Origin of the sequence: Flavobacterium tibetense, from assembly GCF_003293845.1 — a bacterium.
Taxonomy (GTDB): domain Bacteria; phylum Bacteroidota; class Bacteroidia; order Flavobacteriales; family Flavobacteriaceae; genus Flavobacterium; species Flavobacterium tibetense.
Map to the genome: position 1 here is coordinate 166436 of NZ_QLST01000006.1, position 17021 is coordinate 183456.

17 protein-coding genes are annotated in these 17021 nt (G+C 32.6%); 11 read left to right on the top strand and 6 right to left on the bottom strand.

Annotated elements, in window-relative coordinates; all coding sequences use genetic code 11:
* Nucleotides 1-20 precede the first annotated feature (20 nt).
* Nucleotides 21-848 carry a dihydropteroate synthase gene (folP, locus tag DPN68_RS06560; protein WP_113988849.1) on the bottom strand — a complete coding sequence of 276 codons (828 nt, stop codon included), beginning with the start codon at nucleotides 846-848 and terminating at the stop codon, nucleotides 21-23.
* A gap of 115 nt (nucleotides 849-963) precedes the next feature.
* Here folP and DPN68_RS06565 point away from each other — a divergent pair, with 115 nt between their 5' ends.
* The 6 genes from DPN68_RS06565 to tpiA all read left to right on the top strand — a co-directional run bounded on the left by DPN68_RS06565 (nucleotide 964) and on the right by tpiA (nucleotide 5232).
* Nucleotides 964-1512, top strand: a complete 549-nt coding sequence (locus tag DPN68_RS06565) for a DUF1599 domain-containing protein (protein ID WP_113988850.1) — start codon at nucleotides 964-966, stop codon at nucleotides 1510-1512.
* Nucleotides 1513-1570: 58 nt separating this feature from the next.
* Nucleotides 1571-2110 (top strand): hypothetical protein, encoded by a 540-nt coding sequence (locus tag DPN68_RS06570; RefSeq protein WP_113988851.1) that lies wholly within the window; start codon nucleotides 1571-1573, stop codon nucleotides 2108-2110.
* 69 nt (nucleotides 2111-2179) lie between these two features.
* A complete protein-coding gene (locus tag DPN68_RS06575; protein WP_113988852.1) occupies nucleotides 2180-3289 on the top strand; it encodes a BT_3928 family protein in 1110 nt (369 codons plus the stop codon).
* A 60-nt stretch (nucleotides 3290-3349) separates the two neighbouring features.
* Complete coding sequence (locus DPN68_RS06580; protein WP_113988853.1) at nucleotides 3350-3847, top strand: TlpA disulfide reductase family protein; 498 nt, start codon at nucleotides 3350-3352, stop codon at nucleotides 3845-3847.
* Between the two features lie 37 nt (nucleotides 3848-3884).
* The gene (locus tag DPN68_RS06585; RefSeq protein WP_113988854.1) at nucleotides 3885-4388 is read left to right on the top strand and encodes a hypothetical protein; all 504 of its coding nucleotides are present in this window, start codon (nucleotides 3885-3887) and stop codon (nucleotides 4386-4388) included.
* A 94-nt stretch (nucleotides 4389-4482) separates the two neighbouring features.
* Nucleotides 4483-5232 carry a triose-phosphate isomerase gene (gene tpiA / locus DPN68_RS06590; RefSeq protein WP_113988855.1) on the top strand — a complete coding sequence of 250 codons (750 nt, stop codon included), beginning with the start codon at nucleotides 4483-4485 and terminating at the stop codon, nucleotides 5230-5232.
* A gap of 168 nt (nucleotides 5233-5400) precedes the next feature.
* Here tpiA and DPN68_RS06595 read toward each other — a convergent pair whose 3' ends face one another.
* The 3 genes from DPN68_RS06595 to rho form a co-directional block, all read right to left on the bottom strand.
* Nucleotides 5401-5823 carry a hypothetical protein gene (locus DPN68_RS06595; RefSeq protein WP_113988856.1) on the bottom strand — a complete coding sequence of 141 codons (423 nt, stop codon included), beginning with the start codon at nucleotides 5821-5823 and terminating at the stop codon, nucleotides 5401-5403.
* Between the two features lie 236 nt (nucleotides 5824-6059).
* Nucleotides 6060-7553, bottom strand: coding sequence for a glycosyltransferase (locus tag DPN68_RS06600; RefSeq protein WP_113988857.1), 1494 nt, complete (start codon nucleotides 7551-7553; stop codon nucleotides 6060-6062).
* 188 nt (nucleotides 7554-7741) lie between these two features.
* On the bottom strand, nucleotides 7742-9442 hold the full coding sequence (gene rho / locus DPN68_RS06605) for a transcription termination factor Rho (protein ID WP_113988858.1): 1701 nt from the start codon (nucleotides 9440-9442) through the stop codon (nucleotides 7742-7744).
* A gap of 183 nt (nucleotides 9443-9625) precedes the next feature.
* Here rho and DPN68_RS06610 point away from each other — a divergent pair, with 183 nt between their 5' ends.
* Nucleotides 9626-10045, top strand: coding sequence for a DUF4293 domain-containing protein (locus DPN68_RS06610; protein ID WP_113988859.1), 420 nt, complete (start codon nucleotides 9626-9628; stop codon nucleotides 10043-10045).
* Nucleotides 10046-10293: 248 nt separating this feature from the next.
* Here the strand turns inward: DPN68_RS06610 and DPN68_RS06615 are convergent, their stop codons facing one another.
* Nucleotides 10294-10788: a metallophosphoesterase family protein gene (locus DPN68_RS06615; RefSeq protein ID WP_113988860.1), complete on the bottom strand. Its 495-nt coding sequence runs from the start codon at nucleotides 10786-10788 to the stop codon at nucleotides 10294-10296.
* A gap of 119 nt (nucleotides 10789-10907) precedes the next feature.
* Between DPN68_RS06615 and truA the strand changes: the two genes are divergently transcribed.
* The 4 genes from truA (at nucleotide 10908) to DPN68_RS06635 (ending at nucleotide 16081) form a co-directional block, all read left to right on the top strand.
* The gene (gene truA, locus DPN68_RS06620) at nucleotides 10908-11654 is read left to right on the top strand and encodes a tRNA pseudouridine(38-40) synthase TruA (RefSeq protein ID WP_113988861.1); all 747 of its coding nucleotides are present in this window, start codon (nucleotides 10908-10910) and stop codon (nucleotides 11652-11654) included.
* A gap of 45 nt (nucleotides 11655-11699) precedes the next feature.
* Nucleotides 11700-13454 (top strand): ABC transporter ATP-binding protein, encoded by a 1755-nt coding sequence (locus DPN68_RS06625; protein WP_113988862.1) that lies wholly within the window; start codon nucleotides 11700-11702, stop codon nucleotides 13452-13454.
* A gap of 366 nt (nucleotides 13455-13820) precedes the next feature.
* Nucleotides 13821-15209 carry a dihydrolipoyl dehydrogenase gene (lpdA, locus tag DPN68_RS06630; RefSeq protein ID WP_113988863.1) on the top strand — a complete coding sequence of 463 codons (1389 nt, stop codon included), beginning with the start codon at nucleotides 13821-13823 and terminating at the stop codon, nucleotides 15207-15209.
* Between the two features lie 215 nt (nucleotides 15210-15424).
* Nucleotides 15425-16081: a hypothetical protein gene (locus DPN68_RS06635; protein ID WP_113988864.1), complete on the top strand. Its 657-nt coding sequence runs from the start codon at nucleotides 15425-15427 to the stop codon at nucleotides 16079-16081.
* Between the two features lie 112 nt (nucleotides 16082-16193).
* Here DPN68_RS06635 and DPN68_RS06640 read toward each other — a convergent pair.
* Nucleotides 16194-17021 (bottom strand): transposase (locus tag DPN68_RS06640; protein WP_239987041.1); only part of this gene is annotated, 828 nt, incomplete at its 5' end.

Genomic DNA, 17021 nt, shown 5'->3' on the forward strand with positions numbered 1-17021 from the left:
ATTCTTTTATCTTTTTTAGATTAATTACATTTCAATTTTTCAAACAATTTCACACCTTCCACAGCTTCTTTAACATCATGAACGCGAAGAATATTGGCTCCTTTTTCCAAAGCAATAGCATTTAAGAAAGTCGTACCGTTTAATGCTTCTTGAGCCGAAGTTTCCAACGCTTTATAAATCATAGATTTTCTAGAAATCCCAACTAATAATGGCAATTCCAATTGTTTGAAAATGTCCAATTTTTGCATGACTTCGTAATTTTGTTCCAATGTTTTTGCGAAACCAAAACCAGGGTCAACAATCAAATCATTGATTCCTAATTTTCTAGCTTCAAAAATACGCTCCGAAAAATAGTAAATCATTTCCTTTACAATATCGTCATAATAAGCCAAGGCTTGCATCGTTTGCGGATTACCTTTCATGTGCATCATGATGTAAGGAACTTGCAACTCGGCTATAGTTGGAAGCATTTTTTCATCTAACAATCCAGCCGAAATATCATTAATTAGAGCCGCACCATTCAAAACACATTGTTTGGCTACTTCTGCTCTAAACGTATCAATGGAAATAATTGCCTCAGGAAATTGCTTGATAATTTGTTGCACAACAGGCAAAATACGTTGCAATTCTTCTACTTCCGAAACGAATTCTGCATTAGGTTTACTCGAATAAGCACCAATATCAATAAAAGTCGCACCTTCATTTAACATCTTTTCGACTTGGTTCAAAACAACGCTTTCCTCTTGAAATTTTCCGCCATCGTAAAACGAATTGGGCGTTATATTCAAGATTCCCATGACTTTGGGCGTTGATAAATCAATTAAATTTCCTTTACAGTTGATGGTCATAAAATGGTTGAGTTACTAATAACAATTCACAAAACAAAAATCTTTGTGCTAATTGCTATTTTCTTTGTGCTTATTTTTTTACTTTTGAAAAAAATCATACAAATATACCGAATAAATGAAGAATACTTCACAACAATATGATGCGATTATTAGTATTTGTCGCGATTTATTTACCAAAAAAACCAAAGACTACGGAACGGCTTGGCGCATTTTACGTTTGCCATCGCTAACCGACCAAATTTATATTAAAGCCCAACGCATAAGAAGTTTACAAGAAAATGAAGTACGAAAAGTAGATGAAGACGAAACTTCAGAATTCATTGGCATCATCAATTATTGCATTATGGCTTTAATCCAAATTGAAAAAGGAATCGCCGACCAACCTGATTTAAACTACGACGAAGCTGTTGCTTTATACGATGCAAAAATTGCTTTAACCAAACAATTAATGGAAGACAAAAATCACGATTATGGTGAAGCTTGGCGCGATATGCGAGTAAGCAGCCTAACGGATTTAATCTTACAAAAATTATTACGCGTAAAACAAATAGAAGATAACAAAGGTAAAACCCTAGTTTCTGAAGGCATCGATGCCAATTACCAAGATATGATTAATTATTCGGTTTTCGCCTTGATTCATATGGGATTGAGTGAGAGAAAATAGAAATTAGAGAATAGATGTTAGAAATTAGACTATTCAGTTAAGATTTTATCAAAAGAAAATGAGTTTAAAAATTAGAAAGTTTTATTATCCATTTATATTTTTTTCAGGACTTATCTTAATCATTTTTGAGATTGAAATATTTAGAAATACAATTATTGATTTAAATATTTTAATGAGTTTAATTTTACTGTCAAGTTTGTTATTTCTGTTATTTGATTTTAAAAACTATAAAAAAACATATAATTATAATGGAATAAAGTTATACTTCAATTCGATAATAAATTTTATTGTGGGTTATGGTTTTACAGTATGTTCAATTTTTATGTTTACAAATTATTATTATGCTTCTGAAGCAATTGAAAAAAAAGAATTTGAAATTATAAAACGTTCATCACTTCCTGGAGGAAAAAAATCAAGAAATAAAAGAAAACCAACTTTTACAATAAATTTTGAAGGTAAAGAAAAAGAACTTGTATTTAAAAATGAATATTACGAAACAATGGATAACTTTGGAAGTATAGAAATTTCAGTCCAAAAAGGATATTTTGGATTTTATATTTTAAAGAATAAAAAGCTAATTCCAATCAACAATTGGTAACTTTTAATTTGATTTAATACCAAAACCTGAAACTTGAAACTTGAAACCTGAAACAAAAAAAACAAAACTATGAAAAACATAATTACCCAAATTGCTCGTATCCTTGTTGGTGTTTTATTCATCATTTCTGGATTGATAAAATTGAATGACCCTATGGGATTTTCGTTCAAATTAGAAGAATATTTTAATGCCAATGTATTAAATGTGGAATTCCTAATTCCAGCGGCTTTATTGATTGCTTGTTTGGTAGTCATTTTTGAAGTGGTTTTAGGCGTGATGCTTTTAATTGGTTTCAAAACCAAATTCACGGTTTGGAGTTTGTTGGCAATGATTGTATTTTTTACCTTTTTAACATTCTATTCGGCTTATTTCAATAAAGTTACCGATTGTGGTTGTTTTGGTGATGCGTTGAAATTAACGCCTTGGGAATCGTTTACCAAAGACATTATTTTATTGGGATTGATTTTAATTTTGTTCTTCAATCAAAAATACATTTTACCTCTTTTCAATAAAACAGCGGTGAATTTAGTGGTTTTTGCTACGTATACTTTGTGCTTTTTCATGGCGTATTACGTTTTACAACATTTACCATTTATTGATTTTAGAGCTTACAAAGTGGGAACCAATATCAAAGAAGGAATGGCAATCCCAGAAGGAGCACCAAAAAGCGAATACCAAATGGTGTTTATTTATAAAGTTAATGGCGTAGATACCGAAATCAGCTACGACGATGTTATGGCTGGAAATGTTCCTGAAAATGCAGAATTTGTTGACAGAAAAGACAAACTAATCAAAGAAGGTTATGTGCCGCCAATTCACGATTTCTCAATTGAAAAAGACGGAAATAACTATATCGAAGAAGTGTTGAACGAGCCAAAAGTGATGCTGCTTATTTCCTACGACTTGAATAAATCTAAAGATAAAGGCATGAAACTATTGGAAGAATTTCACCAAAAAGCAGCTGAAAAAGACTATTTAGTCATTGGAATGACGGCTTCTGACCAAGAAACTATTGCAGTTTTCAAAAAGAACTTTGGCTTAACTTTCGACTATTATTTTTGTGATGCTACAACTTTAAAAACTATTGAAAGAGCCAATCCAAGTATCGTAGTTTTGGAAAAAGGAACCATCGTTCAAAAAGTACATTTTAACGATATTGAAAAAGTAAACTTGAAATAAATTTGACTTTTCTTTAAGACTGTTAACCAATAAAAAAACCTACTTTTAACAAAAAAAGAAATGAAAAAAATTGTATCCTTATTAACATTGGCACTATCATTAGTCGCTTGTGCACAACCAAACGAAACAGCATTTAAAAAAGAAGCTCTAGAAAATGTAATGCTAACTACTTCCAATGATAAAATTACGTTTCAAGAAATTCTAAAGAAATACGAAGGTCAAACGATAGTGGTAGATGTTTGGGCTTCATGGTGTTCAGATTGTATAAAAGGAATGCCAAAAGTAAAAGCACTTCAAGAAAAATATCCAGAAGCTACTTATTTGTTTATTTCAATGGACAAAACGCATGAAGCTTGGTTAGCTGGAATTGAAAAATACGAAGTTAAAGGCGAACATTACATGGCAACAGACGGCATGAAAGGAATTTTCGGGAAATCAATCAATCTAGATTGGATTCCAAGATATATGGTAGTTGACAAAGAAGGAAAAATTGCCCTTTACAAAGTAATTGAAGCCGATGATGAAAAGTTGATTAAGACTTTGGAATCATTGAAGTAAAGTCTAAAACTTAGAAAACTTAAATTGAACTTGATTTATGATGCATTTAATTTGGTCAATAATAAATGGAGTATTGACATTATACTTTTTATATCTAATTATTGGTTTTATAATTAAAGGAAAAGAAATATTCAATCCTAAGTTAAAGAAAGCTTCAATATTTATAATGGTTTTAGGAATCATTCAAATAATTTCTGCTTCAAATTCAGAAAAAAAACTGAATCGAATTCTATTAAATCAAGATAACATTAAAGAAAAAAATTCAACTATAAAAAAAGTAACACTTGAAAACAACTTCAGTTTTGAAATAATTATGCTGATTAAATATTCGATTGAAGAAGATAAATATATTCCTGTTGAAAGTTTTAGTCATTTAAATGGGTTTACTGGAGGTTTTGAGTGGGAGTTTAATTCAATAAATGTAAATAATTACAATAAGAATAAAAAAAATGAATTCAGTGTTTACGGTATTTTAAAATGGAATCTTTTTGGGATTAATATATATAGTCAACCGAAAACATTGAATGGAATTATTGAATAACATTTAGTTTATAAAAAATAATTTTAATTTTAAATGTATTCTAAATTAGTCTATAATTACTATTAATTATATATAAAATTATATTTTAAAAATCATGAGAAAAAACATAGTCGCTGGAAACTGGAAAATGCATAAAAACCAAAAGGAAACGATTGCCTTATTGGAAGAAATTATTGCCAAAAAACCACAAACTTCAACAGAAATTGTAGTTGCGCCAACATTTGTAAACTTAGCCAAAGCTGTTGAAATTACCAATGGAACTGGAATTACCGTAGCCGCACAAAACATGCATCAGGCAGAAGGCGGCGCTTTTACAGGCGAAATTGCAGCTGGAATGTTAACTGATATTGGTATAAAAAATGTAATCTTAGGTCACAGCGAAAGACGAGCGTATTTTCATGAAACTGATGCGTTATTAGCCAATAAAGTAGATACCGCTTTAAAACACGAAATGCGTACAATTTTCTGTTTTGGTGAAGAATTGAAAAACCGTCAAAATAACACCCATTTCAATATTGTTGAATTCCAATTACGCGATGCCTTATTTCATTTGAAAAAAGAAGATTGGCAATATATTGTATTGGCATACGAACCAGTTTGGGCTATTGGAACTGGAGAAACAGCTTCTCCAGAACAAGCACAAGAAATGCATCAATTCATAAGAGAATTAATTGCCAAAGTCTATGGAAATGCAGTTGCTGAAAATGTTTCTATTTTATATGGAGGAAGCGTAAAATCAGATAACGCCAAAGAAATATTCTCAAAACCTGATGTTGATGGTGGATTAATTGGTGGTGCGGCATTAAAAGCAGATGACTTTTTGGCTATTGTAAATGGATTTTAATGTATTCTGGAACACAGATGACACAGATTTAACGGATTTAAACAGATTTTTAAAATTACTTTAATTTCATTAATCTGTGTTCCAAAAATAAAATTTAAAGAATTAGTCCATAAAAAAACGGAAACAACTTCTAAGTCATTTCCGTTATAAATTTAGTTCTTGAAGAATTTAGTTTCTAACATATACGATAATAGCATCGTCAGCATCTTTTAATTTTAATTCTGTAAGCGTTAAATTCATGATGTCTTTTGTGGTACTTACACCTTCAACAGCTGTAGTTAAATTGTTATGTGATCTAGAGTAAATTCCTTGTTTCGTATAGATAGCACAAGGAGCAAGCGTTGAATCATAATCACCTTCCTCAAGTGTATTGTCAGATTTAAGATCTAAGTAATCTTTATTACAACCACTTTCATTTTGAGGTGCGTCAATCAAAATTTCTTGTCCATCTACTAAAGTACCTACTTGACTCACATTCCATTTTCCAGATAAAGGTGCAAGTGTTTCTCCTTCATTATCGTCACTATTACAAGAGATTGAAAACAAACCTAAACTTAATAATAAGGCAAATAATTTAATTCGATTTTTCATTTTGATATATTTTATTGTTAGGTGTAAATTTACTCCCAACACCAGCTAGTATTGTTATACTTAAAAAGATTTAAGTTACATGATTAAACCACATAAGAATCTGAAGTACAAATCGTAACAAGTCTTTTAAGATAATTACTTGTATAATAAATCGTTAGAAAACAAGAAAACTTCAGCTTATAACTGAAGTTTTCTAAACAATCCAACCAAATTTATATAAAAATAACTATTCTTTTCTAAGTTAATTCTCTTGTTAACCAACCACTTTTCCCTGCTGTTGCAATAGCATAAGGAGTAATCCAAAACAGCCCAAATGCAAAAAGTAGTCCATAAGAATAAGCCCAAAACGATTCACTAACCGAATATCTTTTGGCATAAAAGAAAACTTGTACAGTAGATAAAATCAAGATGCTAAATAATGTAGCGCTAAAAAATAAAACAGGATGCGTTACAATAAAATAAATCATAAATAAAATAGCTGGATATGTCATCAGCAGTTTAAATCCTTGATCTAAAAACAACAATCGGGTTCCAAACTTAGAATCTTCTCTAAAATTTTTAAAAACATACTGAAGCATATTAATGTTTTCTCTAACATTGCTTCTTCCCCATCGTATAAACATTTTGTACAAACCCTTATATGTTTCTGGAACATTGGTTAATACATGAGCGTTTCTTTGGAATAAAACTTTATAACCTTGTTTCAATATCATGTTGGTCATAGCTCTATCTTCCCCAATGTCTGATGCTTGTCCCATGAACTGCTGATTTATCCATTCTGGCAAACAATTGAATACCGCATCTCTTTTGTAAGCAGCCAAAGCTCCTGGTGTACACAATACTGAACCAAACATGCTTTCAGCAGAACGAACAAATTCAAAACTAAAAACAAAACTTACGTTTAACATTTTTGGTATTAAAGCTTTACTATTGTTCAAAACTTTTACATTTCCAGCAACAGCACCACAATCCTTATTTACCACAAATGGACTTATAAGATTGCGTAATGTATCTGGTTTTACTATTGAATCACTATCAACTGTTACAAAAACAGCACCAGTTCCCATATTAAAACCTCTATATAAAGCATGACGTTTTCCTTTATTTTCAGGTTGCTGATAAATAGATAATCTATCTCCTAATAATTCTTTTGCTTTTAACATCCATTGCCATGTATCGTCTTTACTGCCATCATCAATAGCTAAAAGTTGTAATTTATGTGCTGGATAATCGCTATTGGCTAGACTCTTTAACGTATGCCAAACCAATTCGCCTTCATTATAGGCGGGAACAATTACAGTACAAGTTGGTAGTAACTCATCTGAAACCGAAGGAATGGATTTATATTTAAAGTACAAATACACACTGTAAAAGAAAAAACTTAGTTTGAAAAGAATTAATAAAATAGTAATTCCTAAAAAGATTTTTCCAAAACTTGTTGCTAGTCGATTGGCATTGAATGCCTCAAAATGAGGCTGTAAATAAAACATTAAAACTGCTGCGCTAAACAAAAGTAAAAAAGTACTTATTAAAACTAATTTGGCTTTAGGATTAGCTTTGAACAATTGAAATTCCTTCCTAACTGAACCAACAATTTGGCTTAAATAATCCAACACATTTGTAACCACTCCGTTAGTGGCTTGTCCGTTTACTGGTAAAACAAAACTAAATAATTGTTCTTGTTTATTTGAAGTGTTCTTTTGGCTTACATTTTTATTTTCTATTTTCATAAAGCTGGTTTTTAAATTCTTTTTCCGAATTATTCCACCAAGAAATAGACAAGCTCTGTACCAAAAAAATAAAACACTGAAAACAAAGAACTTAAAGTTTTTTCAAGAAAAATAAGTGTGTAAGAATTACACAAAGTGTGAAAATAGTACTCAAAAAAAAACTCCGATTTTCATCGGAGTTTCTGTTTTTATTGATTCATTGAAATTAAGAATTCTTCGTTGTTTCGTGTTTTCTTGAAACGATCATGAATAAAGTCCATTGCTTCTACTGGATTCATATCGGCTAGATATTTACGCATAATCCACATTCTTTGGATCGTGTTTTCATCTAATAACAAATCATCGCGACGCGTGCTTGAAGAAACCAAATCAATTGCAGGGAAAATACGTTTGTTTGCAATTCTTCTATCCAACTGTAATTCCATGTTTCCAGTTCCTTTGAATTCTTCGAAGATAACTTCGTCCATTTTAGAACCTGTATCGGTTAATGCAGTAGCAATAATACTCAGTGAGCCTCCATTTTCAACATTACGAGCGGCTCCAAAGAAACGTTTTGGCTTTTGTAAGGCATTAGCATCTACTCCACCACTCAATACTTTTCCTGATGCAGGTTGAACGGTGTTATAAGCTCTTGCCAAACGAGTGATAGAATCTAGAAGTATTACAACATCATGACCACATTCTACTAATCGTTTTGCCTTTTCTAACACAATATTAGCGATTTTTACGTGTTCTTGTGGTTCTCTATCAAATGTGGATGCTACTACTTCACCTCTAACACTACGTTGCATATCTGTAACCTCTTCTGGACGTTCATCGATAAGTAAAACAATCATATAAACTTCTGGATGGTTTGCTGCAATAGCATTGGCTATTTCTTTTAACAAAACTGTTTTACCCGTTTTTGGTTGGGCTACAATCATACCACGTTGTCCTTTACCAATTGGAGAAAATAAATCGATAATTCTTGTAGAAACGGTACTTTGTTTTTCTGCCAAATTAAATTTCTCTGTTGGGAAAACTGGCGTTAAATGTTCGAATGAAATTCTATCACGAACGACTTGCGGATCGTGACCATTAATTTTTAATACTCGAACTAGTGGGAAATATTTTTCACCTTCTTTAGGTGGACGAACTACTCCTTTAACTGTATCACCTGTTTTTAACCCAAACAAACGAATTTGTGATTGCGAAAGATAAATATCATCAGGTGATGCCAAATAATTGTAATCCGAAGAACGTAAAAATCCATAACCGTCTGGCATCATTTCTAAAACACCTTCACTTTCAATAATTCCATCGAACTCGTAATCCGCTTCTCTGAAATTCGGTTTCTGATTGGGATTATTCTTCTTGAAATTAGGATGATTGGGATTGTTTTGATTGGCTTTAGGATTAGCCATTTTAACTGGTGGTGTTGAAGGAGGCGCTTGCTCTGAGGCAACTGGTGTTTCTGTTTTAGTTACTGTAGCTTCAGAACTAGTTGAAACTGGCGTATTAGAAACTTTTTTCTCTTTAAACTTTTTTGGCTCGTGCTTTTTTGGCTCTGGTTTCGTTGGCTCTTGTTTAGTTGAAACAACTTTTTCAGGTAAACTTACTGTTTCTTCAGGCAAATCTTCCAATTCTGGAAGTTCTTTGAAAACAGGTTTTTTTTCAGTTGGCGTTACCGTTTTAACTTTGGCAATTCGCGCGCGTTTCTCTTTCTGAGCCGATTCAACAGGTTCATTTTCTGTAGTTTTAACTACTTCAGGACGAGCCGCTTGAACATCTAAAATTTGATAAACTAGTTCGTCTTTTTTTAGCGTTCTGTATTTTTTGATGTTTGCAACCTTTGCAATCTCTTGTAGGTCAGAGAGTTTCATCTCTTTTAATACTTCAATATCAAACATGAATGGTATAGGAATAAATTTTTAGAATAATTTTAAAAAAATGGTGAGATTTTTTTCGGGCGTTATGAATCGTAGAATGAAGTACTTACGATTATACCTTGCAATAATACGAATAAAATTAAATAAAACAATAGCTTTTTTTAAAAAGAAACTATATTTTTGTGACATAATATAAGAATTAAGATGATTCAGCGTATACAAACATTATATTTAGCGATTTGTTTTATTGCTTCTGGTGTTTTGCCTTTTTTTGTTTCTATTTGGACAGAAAAAAATGGAGAAGAAACACAAGCTGTTTATTTTACAGAATCAACAACAGCAATGGTGTTGTTTGGATTGAGCGCTTTATTAGCTGTAATTAGTATTTTTAGTTTTAAAAAGAGACAAAATCAATTTGTTTTAAACAGATTGAACATCATATCAAACTTTATTTTACTAGGATTTTTTGTGTATCGAACACTAAACTTATCCGGAGAAGCTGTGGTTTCTGAGAAGGGTATTGGGATTACACTTCCTGCAATTTCTATCGTTTTACTTGTTTTGGCTAACAGAGCAATTAAAAAGGACGAGGATCTCGTAAAATCTGTGGATCGATTGCGATAAACCTAACATCTTAGTTTATTAGTGCGTTAAAAATCCGAATCGTAATGGTTCGGATTTTTTTGTTTTATAATTTTGATTTTGAGTGTAAATCGTTTTCAATAGCCTTCGACTTCGCTCAGGGTGACATCGTTAGAATTAAATTATTTTAAAGAACTCAACTCTGTCAAGTCGAGCGAAGTCGAGACTCGTTAATCAAGAAAAGTTCTCGACTCCGCTCGAACTGACAATCACCCATAACCTTTCACCCATTACCTAATACCCAATTCAATCACTTCCAATTGCTGAATCTTATCGCCATCTATTTCGAAACGCAACATCGTTCGTACTTGATGAAACCCGTGTTTTCCTGCTGCTCCGGGATTCATGTGAAGTAAATTCAACTGCTTGTCAAATTGCACTTTTAAAATATGGGAATGACCGCAAATGAATAACTTTGGTGGATTTTCCTTTATTTCTTCCCGAATGGCAATATTATATTTTCCTGGATAGCCACCAATATGCGTAATCCAAACATCAACTCCTTCACAAAAAAAACGATTGTTTAACGGAAACTCTTTTCTAGCTTCATGATTGTCAATATTACCAAAAACAGCACGTAATGGCTTTAGTTTTTTTATAGTATCCGTAACCACTAAATCACCAATATCACCGGCATGCCAAACTTCATCCGCTTGGTTTACATATTTTAAAATGATAGCATCAATATGACTGTGCGTATCAGATAACAAAAGAATTTTCTTCATAAGACAAAATTAAGTTTTTATTATCACAATTTGAAAGGAACATTACTACTGAATTTTGTAAATTTGCAAGCTATCGAAAAAAAACAGAAACCTAATTACTGAATACTGACCACTATATTTTGAGATATTTCATAGAATTTGCCTACAACGGAAAAAATTACCACGGTTTTCAAAGTCAACCTGATGCAGCTTCTGTACAGGAAACTTTGGAAAAGGCACTTTCTACTTTACTACGTGAAGCTATCGCAATTGTTGGTGCTGGAAGAACCGATGCTCGTGTTCATGCCAAACAAATGTTCGCTCATTTTGATACCGAACAACCTTTGGATAATTCCGTTTTAACCAAAAAACTCAATTCCTTTTTACCCATTGATATTGTAGTTTACCGTATTTTTGAAGTCAGTAAGGAAGCTCATGCGCGATTTGACGCTACTAGTCGTACTTATGAATATTTTATTCATACTTATAAAGATGCGTTTATTCAAGACGGAAGTTGGTATTATTACAATTCATTAGACATAAAGTCAATGAATGAAGCGTGTAAAATTTTATTTGAATACACGGATTTCGAATGCTTTTCCAAAGTACATACCGATGTCAACACGTTCAATTGTAAAATTACAGAAGCCTATTGGGAACAAGAGGGAAATCAATTAAAATTTACCATAACCGCTGATCGTTTTCTTCGAAATATGGTTAGAGCTATTGTAGGAACCATGGTTAACATTGGTATAGGGAAAATTGAAGTTAATGATTTACGCTCAATCATAGAAAGCAAAAACCGAAGTCAAGCCGGATTTTCAGTTCCCGCTCACGGATTGTATTTAGTTAAAGTGAAATATCCTTTTATAGAGAATAGAGGTTAGAAGATAGATGGCAGATAACAGATAACAGATAACAGACAACAATAAATGAAAGTAATTCGTTCCAAATCTTTAAAACAAGTATTGCAATACGCCAAACCTTACCAAAAAAGGTTCAATTGGGTAATTGCTTGGGCGATATTTCTTTCTGTTTTTGCTGCAGTAAGACCTTATGTGTTTCAGGAAATTATTGATAACTATCTGTTAAAAGCTGGAAACATCAATGGTTTTACATTTTTTGTATTGATAATGGCAACCATTTTAATTGCTGAAGTTGTTGCGCAATTTTATTTCACTTACTGGTCTAATTGGTTAGGACAAGACATTATTAGAGACATTCGCAATAGATTATTCAAACATATCACTTCATTCAAAATGAAGTATTTTGACAACGAACCTGTTGGAAAATTAGTCACTAGATCAGTTTCTGATATCGAATCTATTGCCAGTATTTTTAGTCAAGGACTTTTCATGATTGTCAGTGATTTACTAAAAATGTTGATTGTTCTAGTTTTTATGTTCTTTGTAAATTGGAAAATTTCCTTAATCGTAGTTGCTATTATGCCCATTATTATTGTTGCTACGAATATCTTCCAAAAAAAGATGAAAGTAGCATTTAATGAAGTGAGAAATGAAGTTTCTAACCTCAATACTTTTGTGCAAGAACGTTTGACTGGAATGAAAATTGTCCAACTTTTCAATCGAGAAGCTATTGAATTGGAAAAATTCAAAACGATTAACCAAAAACACAACAAAGCTTGGTTGAAAAACATTTTGTACAACTCGATTTTCTTCCCAATTGCTGATATCATTTCAAATATTACATTAGGACTAGTAGTTTATTTTGGCGCATTATTTATCATCCAAGGTGATACAGAAACTACTATTGGACATTTAATATCATTCAACATGTATATTTCCATGTTATATAACCCATTGCGTCAAATTGCGGATAAATTCAACGTCATGCAAATGGGAATTGTAGCTGCCGAACGTGTTTTCGATATTCTTGAAACCGAAAGTCAAATTCAGAATAAAGGAACTATTGAAGCAAAAAATTTCAAAGGTGATTTACTATTCCAAGATGTGCGTTTTAGTTATGTGAAAGACGAAGAAGTACTAAAAGGTATCAACTTAAAAGTAAATGCTGGCGAAACCATTGCTATTGTTGGTAGTACTGGAGCAGGAAAATCAACTATTATCAATCTATTGAACCGTTTCTACGAAATTGACTCTGGAGAAATTACCATTGACGGTAGAAATATCAACGAATACACGTTGGAAAGTCTGCGAAAACAAATTGCTGTTGTTTTACAAGATGTTTTCCTTTTTGCGGACACCATTTACAATAATATTACGTTGTACAATCCTGAAATTACCGAAGAAATGGTTATCAATGCTGCCAAAGAAATTGGTATTCACGAATTTATCATGAGTTTACCGAATGGCTACCAATACAACGTAAAAGAACGCGGCGTGATGTTATCTTCGGGTCAACGCCAATTGATTGCATTCTTGCGAGCGTACATCAGTAATCCGCATATTTTAATTATGGATGAAGCTACTTCTTCTATTGACACCTATTCGGAAGAAATGTTGCAACGCGCCACCGAAACCATTACTAAAGGTAGAACCTCAATTGTAATCGCCCACCGATTAGCAACCATCATGAACGCCAGCAAAATCATAGTAATGGACAAAGGCCAAATCGTAGAAGAAGGCAAACACACCGACTTAATTCTAAAAGAAAACGGATACTACAAGAAATTGTATGATTCGCAGTTTTCATTGGTAATTGATTAGTTTTCTTAGTCGCAGTCACGGTCTTCAGTCGCAGTTTGTCAAGCTGCTAAGCATCTCTTGAACAAACGATACGTTTATAAAACACAGATTTTACAGATTTCTTTGTGTTCCTTGTGCTTTACTTGTGTGCTTTGTGGTTATAATTTAAACAGAGATTCACCGAGTTTTTTTTGATTAGCTTTGTGTTGATAGAGTTCCACAGAGACGTTTTACTTTTTGTACTTGAAATTGAGCTTGCCCTTGAATTTAGAACACAAATTATCTTTGCGTTTCTTTGCGTAAAACTTTGCAAACTTTGCGTTTAAACTTTTAAAATAATTCCTTAAATTCGCAACTTATAAATAAAACTGAAATACTTTATACAAAATGAAATACGATATCATAGTTTTAGGAAGTGGTCCTGGTGGTTATGTAACTGCTATTAGAGCATCGCAATTAGGCTTTAAAGTAGCCGTAATTGAAAAAGAAAATTTGGGTGGCATTTGTTTGAATTGGGGTTGTATCCCAACGAAAGCATTATTAAAATCAGCACAAGTTTTTGATTACCTAAAACATGCTTCAGATTACGGATTAACCGTTAAGGAATTTGACAAAGATTTTTCAGCTGTGGTAAAACGTTCTCGTGATGTGGCAGATGGAATGAGTAAAGGCGTTCAATTCTTAATGAAGAAAAACAAAATCGACGTGATTGATGGTTTTGGAAAAGTAAAACCAGGTAAAAAAGTAGACGTAACAGCTGCTGACGGAAAAGTAACTGAATATACTGCAGATCATATCATCATTGCAACAGGAGCGCGTTCTCGTGAATTACCAAACTTACCACAAGATGGTAAAAAAGTAATCGGTTACCGTCAAGCAATGACATTAGCGGAACAACCAAAGAAAATGATTGTTGTAGGTTCTGGTGCAATTGGAGTAGAATTTGCGCATTTCTATAACGCAATGGGAACTGAAGTTACTATTGTTGAGTTCATGCCAAACGTAGTTCCAGTAGAAGACGAAGACATCTCAAAACAATTTGAGCGTTCGTTGAAAAAATCAGGAATTACTGTAATGACCAACTCTTCTGTGGAAAGAATCGATACTTCTGGAAACGGTGTGAAAGCATTCGTTAAAACCGCTAAAGGTGAAGAAGTTTTAGAAGCGGATATTTTATTATCAGCTGTTGGAATCAAAACCAACATCGAGAACATTGGATTAGAGGAAACAGGAATTGCTGTTGATAAAGATAAAATTTTAGTAAACGCTTACTACCAAACTAACGTTCCTGGTTACTACGCTATTGGTGACGTGACACCTGGACAAGCTTTAGCTCATGTGGCTTCTGCTGAAGGTATTTTGTGTGTGGAGAAAATTGCAGGTTTGCATGTGGATGCGTTAGACTACGGAAACATTCCGGGTTGTACGTATGCAACTCCAGAAATTGCTTCTGTGGGTATGACAGAAAAACAAGCGAAAGAAAAAGGATACGAATTGAAAATTGGTAAATTCCCATTCTCAGCTTCAGGAAAAGCAAAAGCAGCTGGAACACCAGACGGATTTGTAAAAGTAATTTTTGATGCGAAATACGGCGAATGGTTAGGTTGCCACATGATTGGTGCCGGAGTTACCGATATGATTGCAGAAGCAGTTGTAGCCCGTAAATTAGAAACTACAGGACACGAAATCTTAAAAGCTGTTCACCCGCACCCTACTATGAGTGAAGCAGTTATGGAAGCGGTTGCTGATGCTTACGGTGAAGTGATTCACTTATAGTCTTTAGAACAAAGAAAATAGATTTTAGAGAATAGAGTAAATCCGATTTGTGAAAGCAGGTCGGATTTTTTTGTTGAAAACTTGGAAAGGGTTTGTAGGAAAAATTGATTATATTTGAGGAACTTAAATGTATTGCGCCAATCTTGCCAAATAGACAAGATTTGTGTTTAAAACATGCGAGAATATACTAGTTACCAGCAATTTGAAATCACTAAATGAAAATTTTTAAGAAAAATAAAAGAAAAAATTATCTAACTAACATTTTCATAATTAGTTTTGGTTTTTTTATAATTATAATTTTTACAAATCATATTTATAAATTTACTCATAATTACATTTATTCAACATATGATGAATTAAAACTAAAGAGAGAAGTTATTTCTGAAAATGAAATTTATGAATTTATAAACGAAATATACTATAAAAATGATTCTATAGCAAATGATTCTTTGAAGTATAGAAAATTAATGTGTTTTTCTATACCACATTCAAAAGCATTTGTAAACTTAATAGACGAATTACCTGATAGCATTGTAAATATTGATAATAAAATACATTTAAAAAATCAAATCTATACAAAAACAAAACTTTGGGACAAAGATCAACTTAAAAATTTTTGGGTTTTAACGCCATCAGATTTGAAAAAAATCGAGGAAATAGAAAATGATGATTATTGGGAAAATTATAGAAAATTATTTGGAAATGGAAAAAACTCATATTCAATTCCTATTTTTAATAAATCGAAAACTGTTGTAATAATTCAAATCGAATCTCAAGGAGACTATTTATTGGGACATGAATCAATCTTTATTTATTTGAAAAAAAACGGAAAATGGAAATTGTATAAAGAAGAACTGTTATGGATAAGTTAAAAACTGCTGGTAACAGCGGTAACTGTTGCACAACTACTATTTTTTAAAATAAAATCTCAAAAAACATAAAATTCCGACCTCGTTTAAACACTTTTAAGCGAGGTTTGTCTTTTTAGTTCCTGTACAAAATTCTAAAATTTTGGTTGCTTAAATTTGAAATTATAAAGTCTTGATAGACCGTTTTTATAAAAGCAAAGCACTTCCCTTGTTTTAAGGAAATAACTTGGGCTAAAACACTTGGTTTTTTGATGGTAAAACGCAAGTATTTCTTCAAGTTGTAGGTTAAACTTGCCATGAGTACATGTTTGTTTGCGTTTTTGATGCCTCGGGTGTTGACTCGTTTCATGTTCGTGAAGTTGACCAAGGTTCCAATCACAGGTTCGACTGTTTTACTTCGTATTCTCGACATCTTTTTGGCATATTTGGCATTTTGTGTGAGTTTTTGATGCATACGGTCGTAATGTTCTTTGTGGATGCTATCGTCTAGCTTTTTAAACTTAGTGCTTTTGCCACAACATTGTTCTCTGAGTGGGCAGTTTTTACAGTCACTCTCGCTGCTTCGGTACGTGCGTTTGGTGTAGCCTTTACTATCCGTTTTTTCGCCTTTGAAAAGGAGTTTGGCTTGGTTGCCTTCGGGTTTAGTGCATTGGTAATAATTTTCCTCTTTGTTGAAGGTAAAACCTTCGCGCTCGGGTTTGTATTGCCCGAAGTTAGGAATGTAGGCATCAATATTTTTTTTATGTAAATACGCCAACGCTTCGCCACTGCTGTAACCGCCATCGGCTAAAAGTTCTTCTAATTCAATGTCGTTTTCGTTTAGGTTTTCTTCGATAAGTTCCACAATTTTTTCTAAACATTGACTATCGCGCTTGTCTGCAAAATCAGAACACGCTCCAGTAATAACATGGTGTGCATCGTCTACTGCGATTTGTCCAAAATA

Excerpts from the sequence above, each read along its gene's own strand:
- DPN68_RS06600 (WP_113988857.1), bottom strand. The coding sequence starts at position 7,553 with ATGAAAATAGAAAATAAAAATGTAAGCCAAAAGAACACTTCAAATAAA.
- rho (WP_113988858.1), bottom strand. The coding sequence starts at position 9,442 with ATGTTTGATATTGAAGTATTAAAAGAGATGAAACTCTCTGACCTACAA.
- DPN68_RS06595 (WP_113988856.1), bottom strand. The coding sequence starts at position 5,823 with ATGAAAAATCGAATTAAATTATTTGCCTTATTATTAAGTTTAGGTTTG.
- tpiA (WP_113988855.1), top strand. The coding sequence starts at position 4,483 with ATGAGAAAAAACATAGTCGCTGGAAACTGGAAAATGCATAAAAACCAA.
- DPN68_RS06565 (WP_113988850.1), top strand. The coding sequence starts at position 964 with ATGAAGAATACTTCACAACAATATGATGCGATTATTAGTATTTGTCGC.
- DPN68_RS06610 (WP_113988859.1), top strand. The coding sequence starts at position 9,626 with ATGATTCAGCGTATACAAACATTATATTTAGCGATTTGTTTTATTGCT.
- DPN68_RS06585 (WP_113988854.1), top strand. The coding sequence starts at position 3,885 with ATGATGCATTTAATTTGGTCAATAATAAATGGAGTATTGACATTATAC.
- DPN68_RS06570 (WP_113988851.1), top strand. The coding sequence starts at position 1,571 with ATGAGTTTAAAAATTAGAAAGTTTTATTATCCATTTATATTTTTTTCA.
- folP (WP_113988849.1), bottom strand. The coding sequence starts at position 848 with ATGACCATCAACTGTAAAGGAAATTTAATTGATTTATCAACGCCCAAA.
- lpdA (WP_113988863.1), top strand. The coding sequence starts at position 13,821 with ATGAAATACGATATCATAGTTTTAGGAAGTGGTCCTGGTGGTTATGTA.
- DPN68_RS06625 (WP_113988862.1), top strand. The coding sequence starts at position 11,700 with ATGAAAGTAATTCGTTCCAAATCTTTAAAACAAGTATTGCAATACGCC.
- DPN68_RS06575 (WP_113988852.1), top strand. The coding sequence starts at position 2,180 with ATGAAAAACATAATTACCCAAATTGCTCGTATCCTTGTTGGTGTTTTA.
- DPN68_RS06615 (WP_113988860.1), bottom strand. The coding sequence starts at position 10,788 with ATGAAGAAAATTCTTTTGTTATCTGATACGCACAGTCATATTGATGCT.
- DPN68_RS06580 (WP_113988853.1), top strand. The coding sequence starts at position 3,350 with ATGAAAAAAATTGTATCCTTATTAACATTGGCACTATCATTAGTCGCT.
- DPN68_RS06635 (WP_113988864.1), top strand. The coding sequence starts at position 15,425 with ATGAAAATTTTTAAGAAAAATAAAAGAAAAAATTATCTAACTAACATT.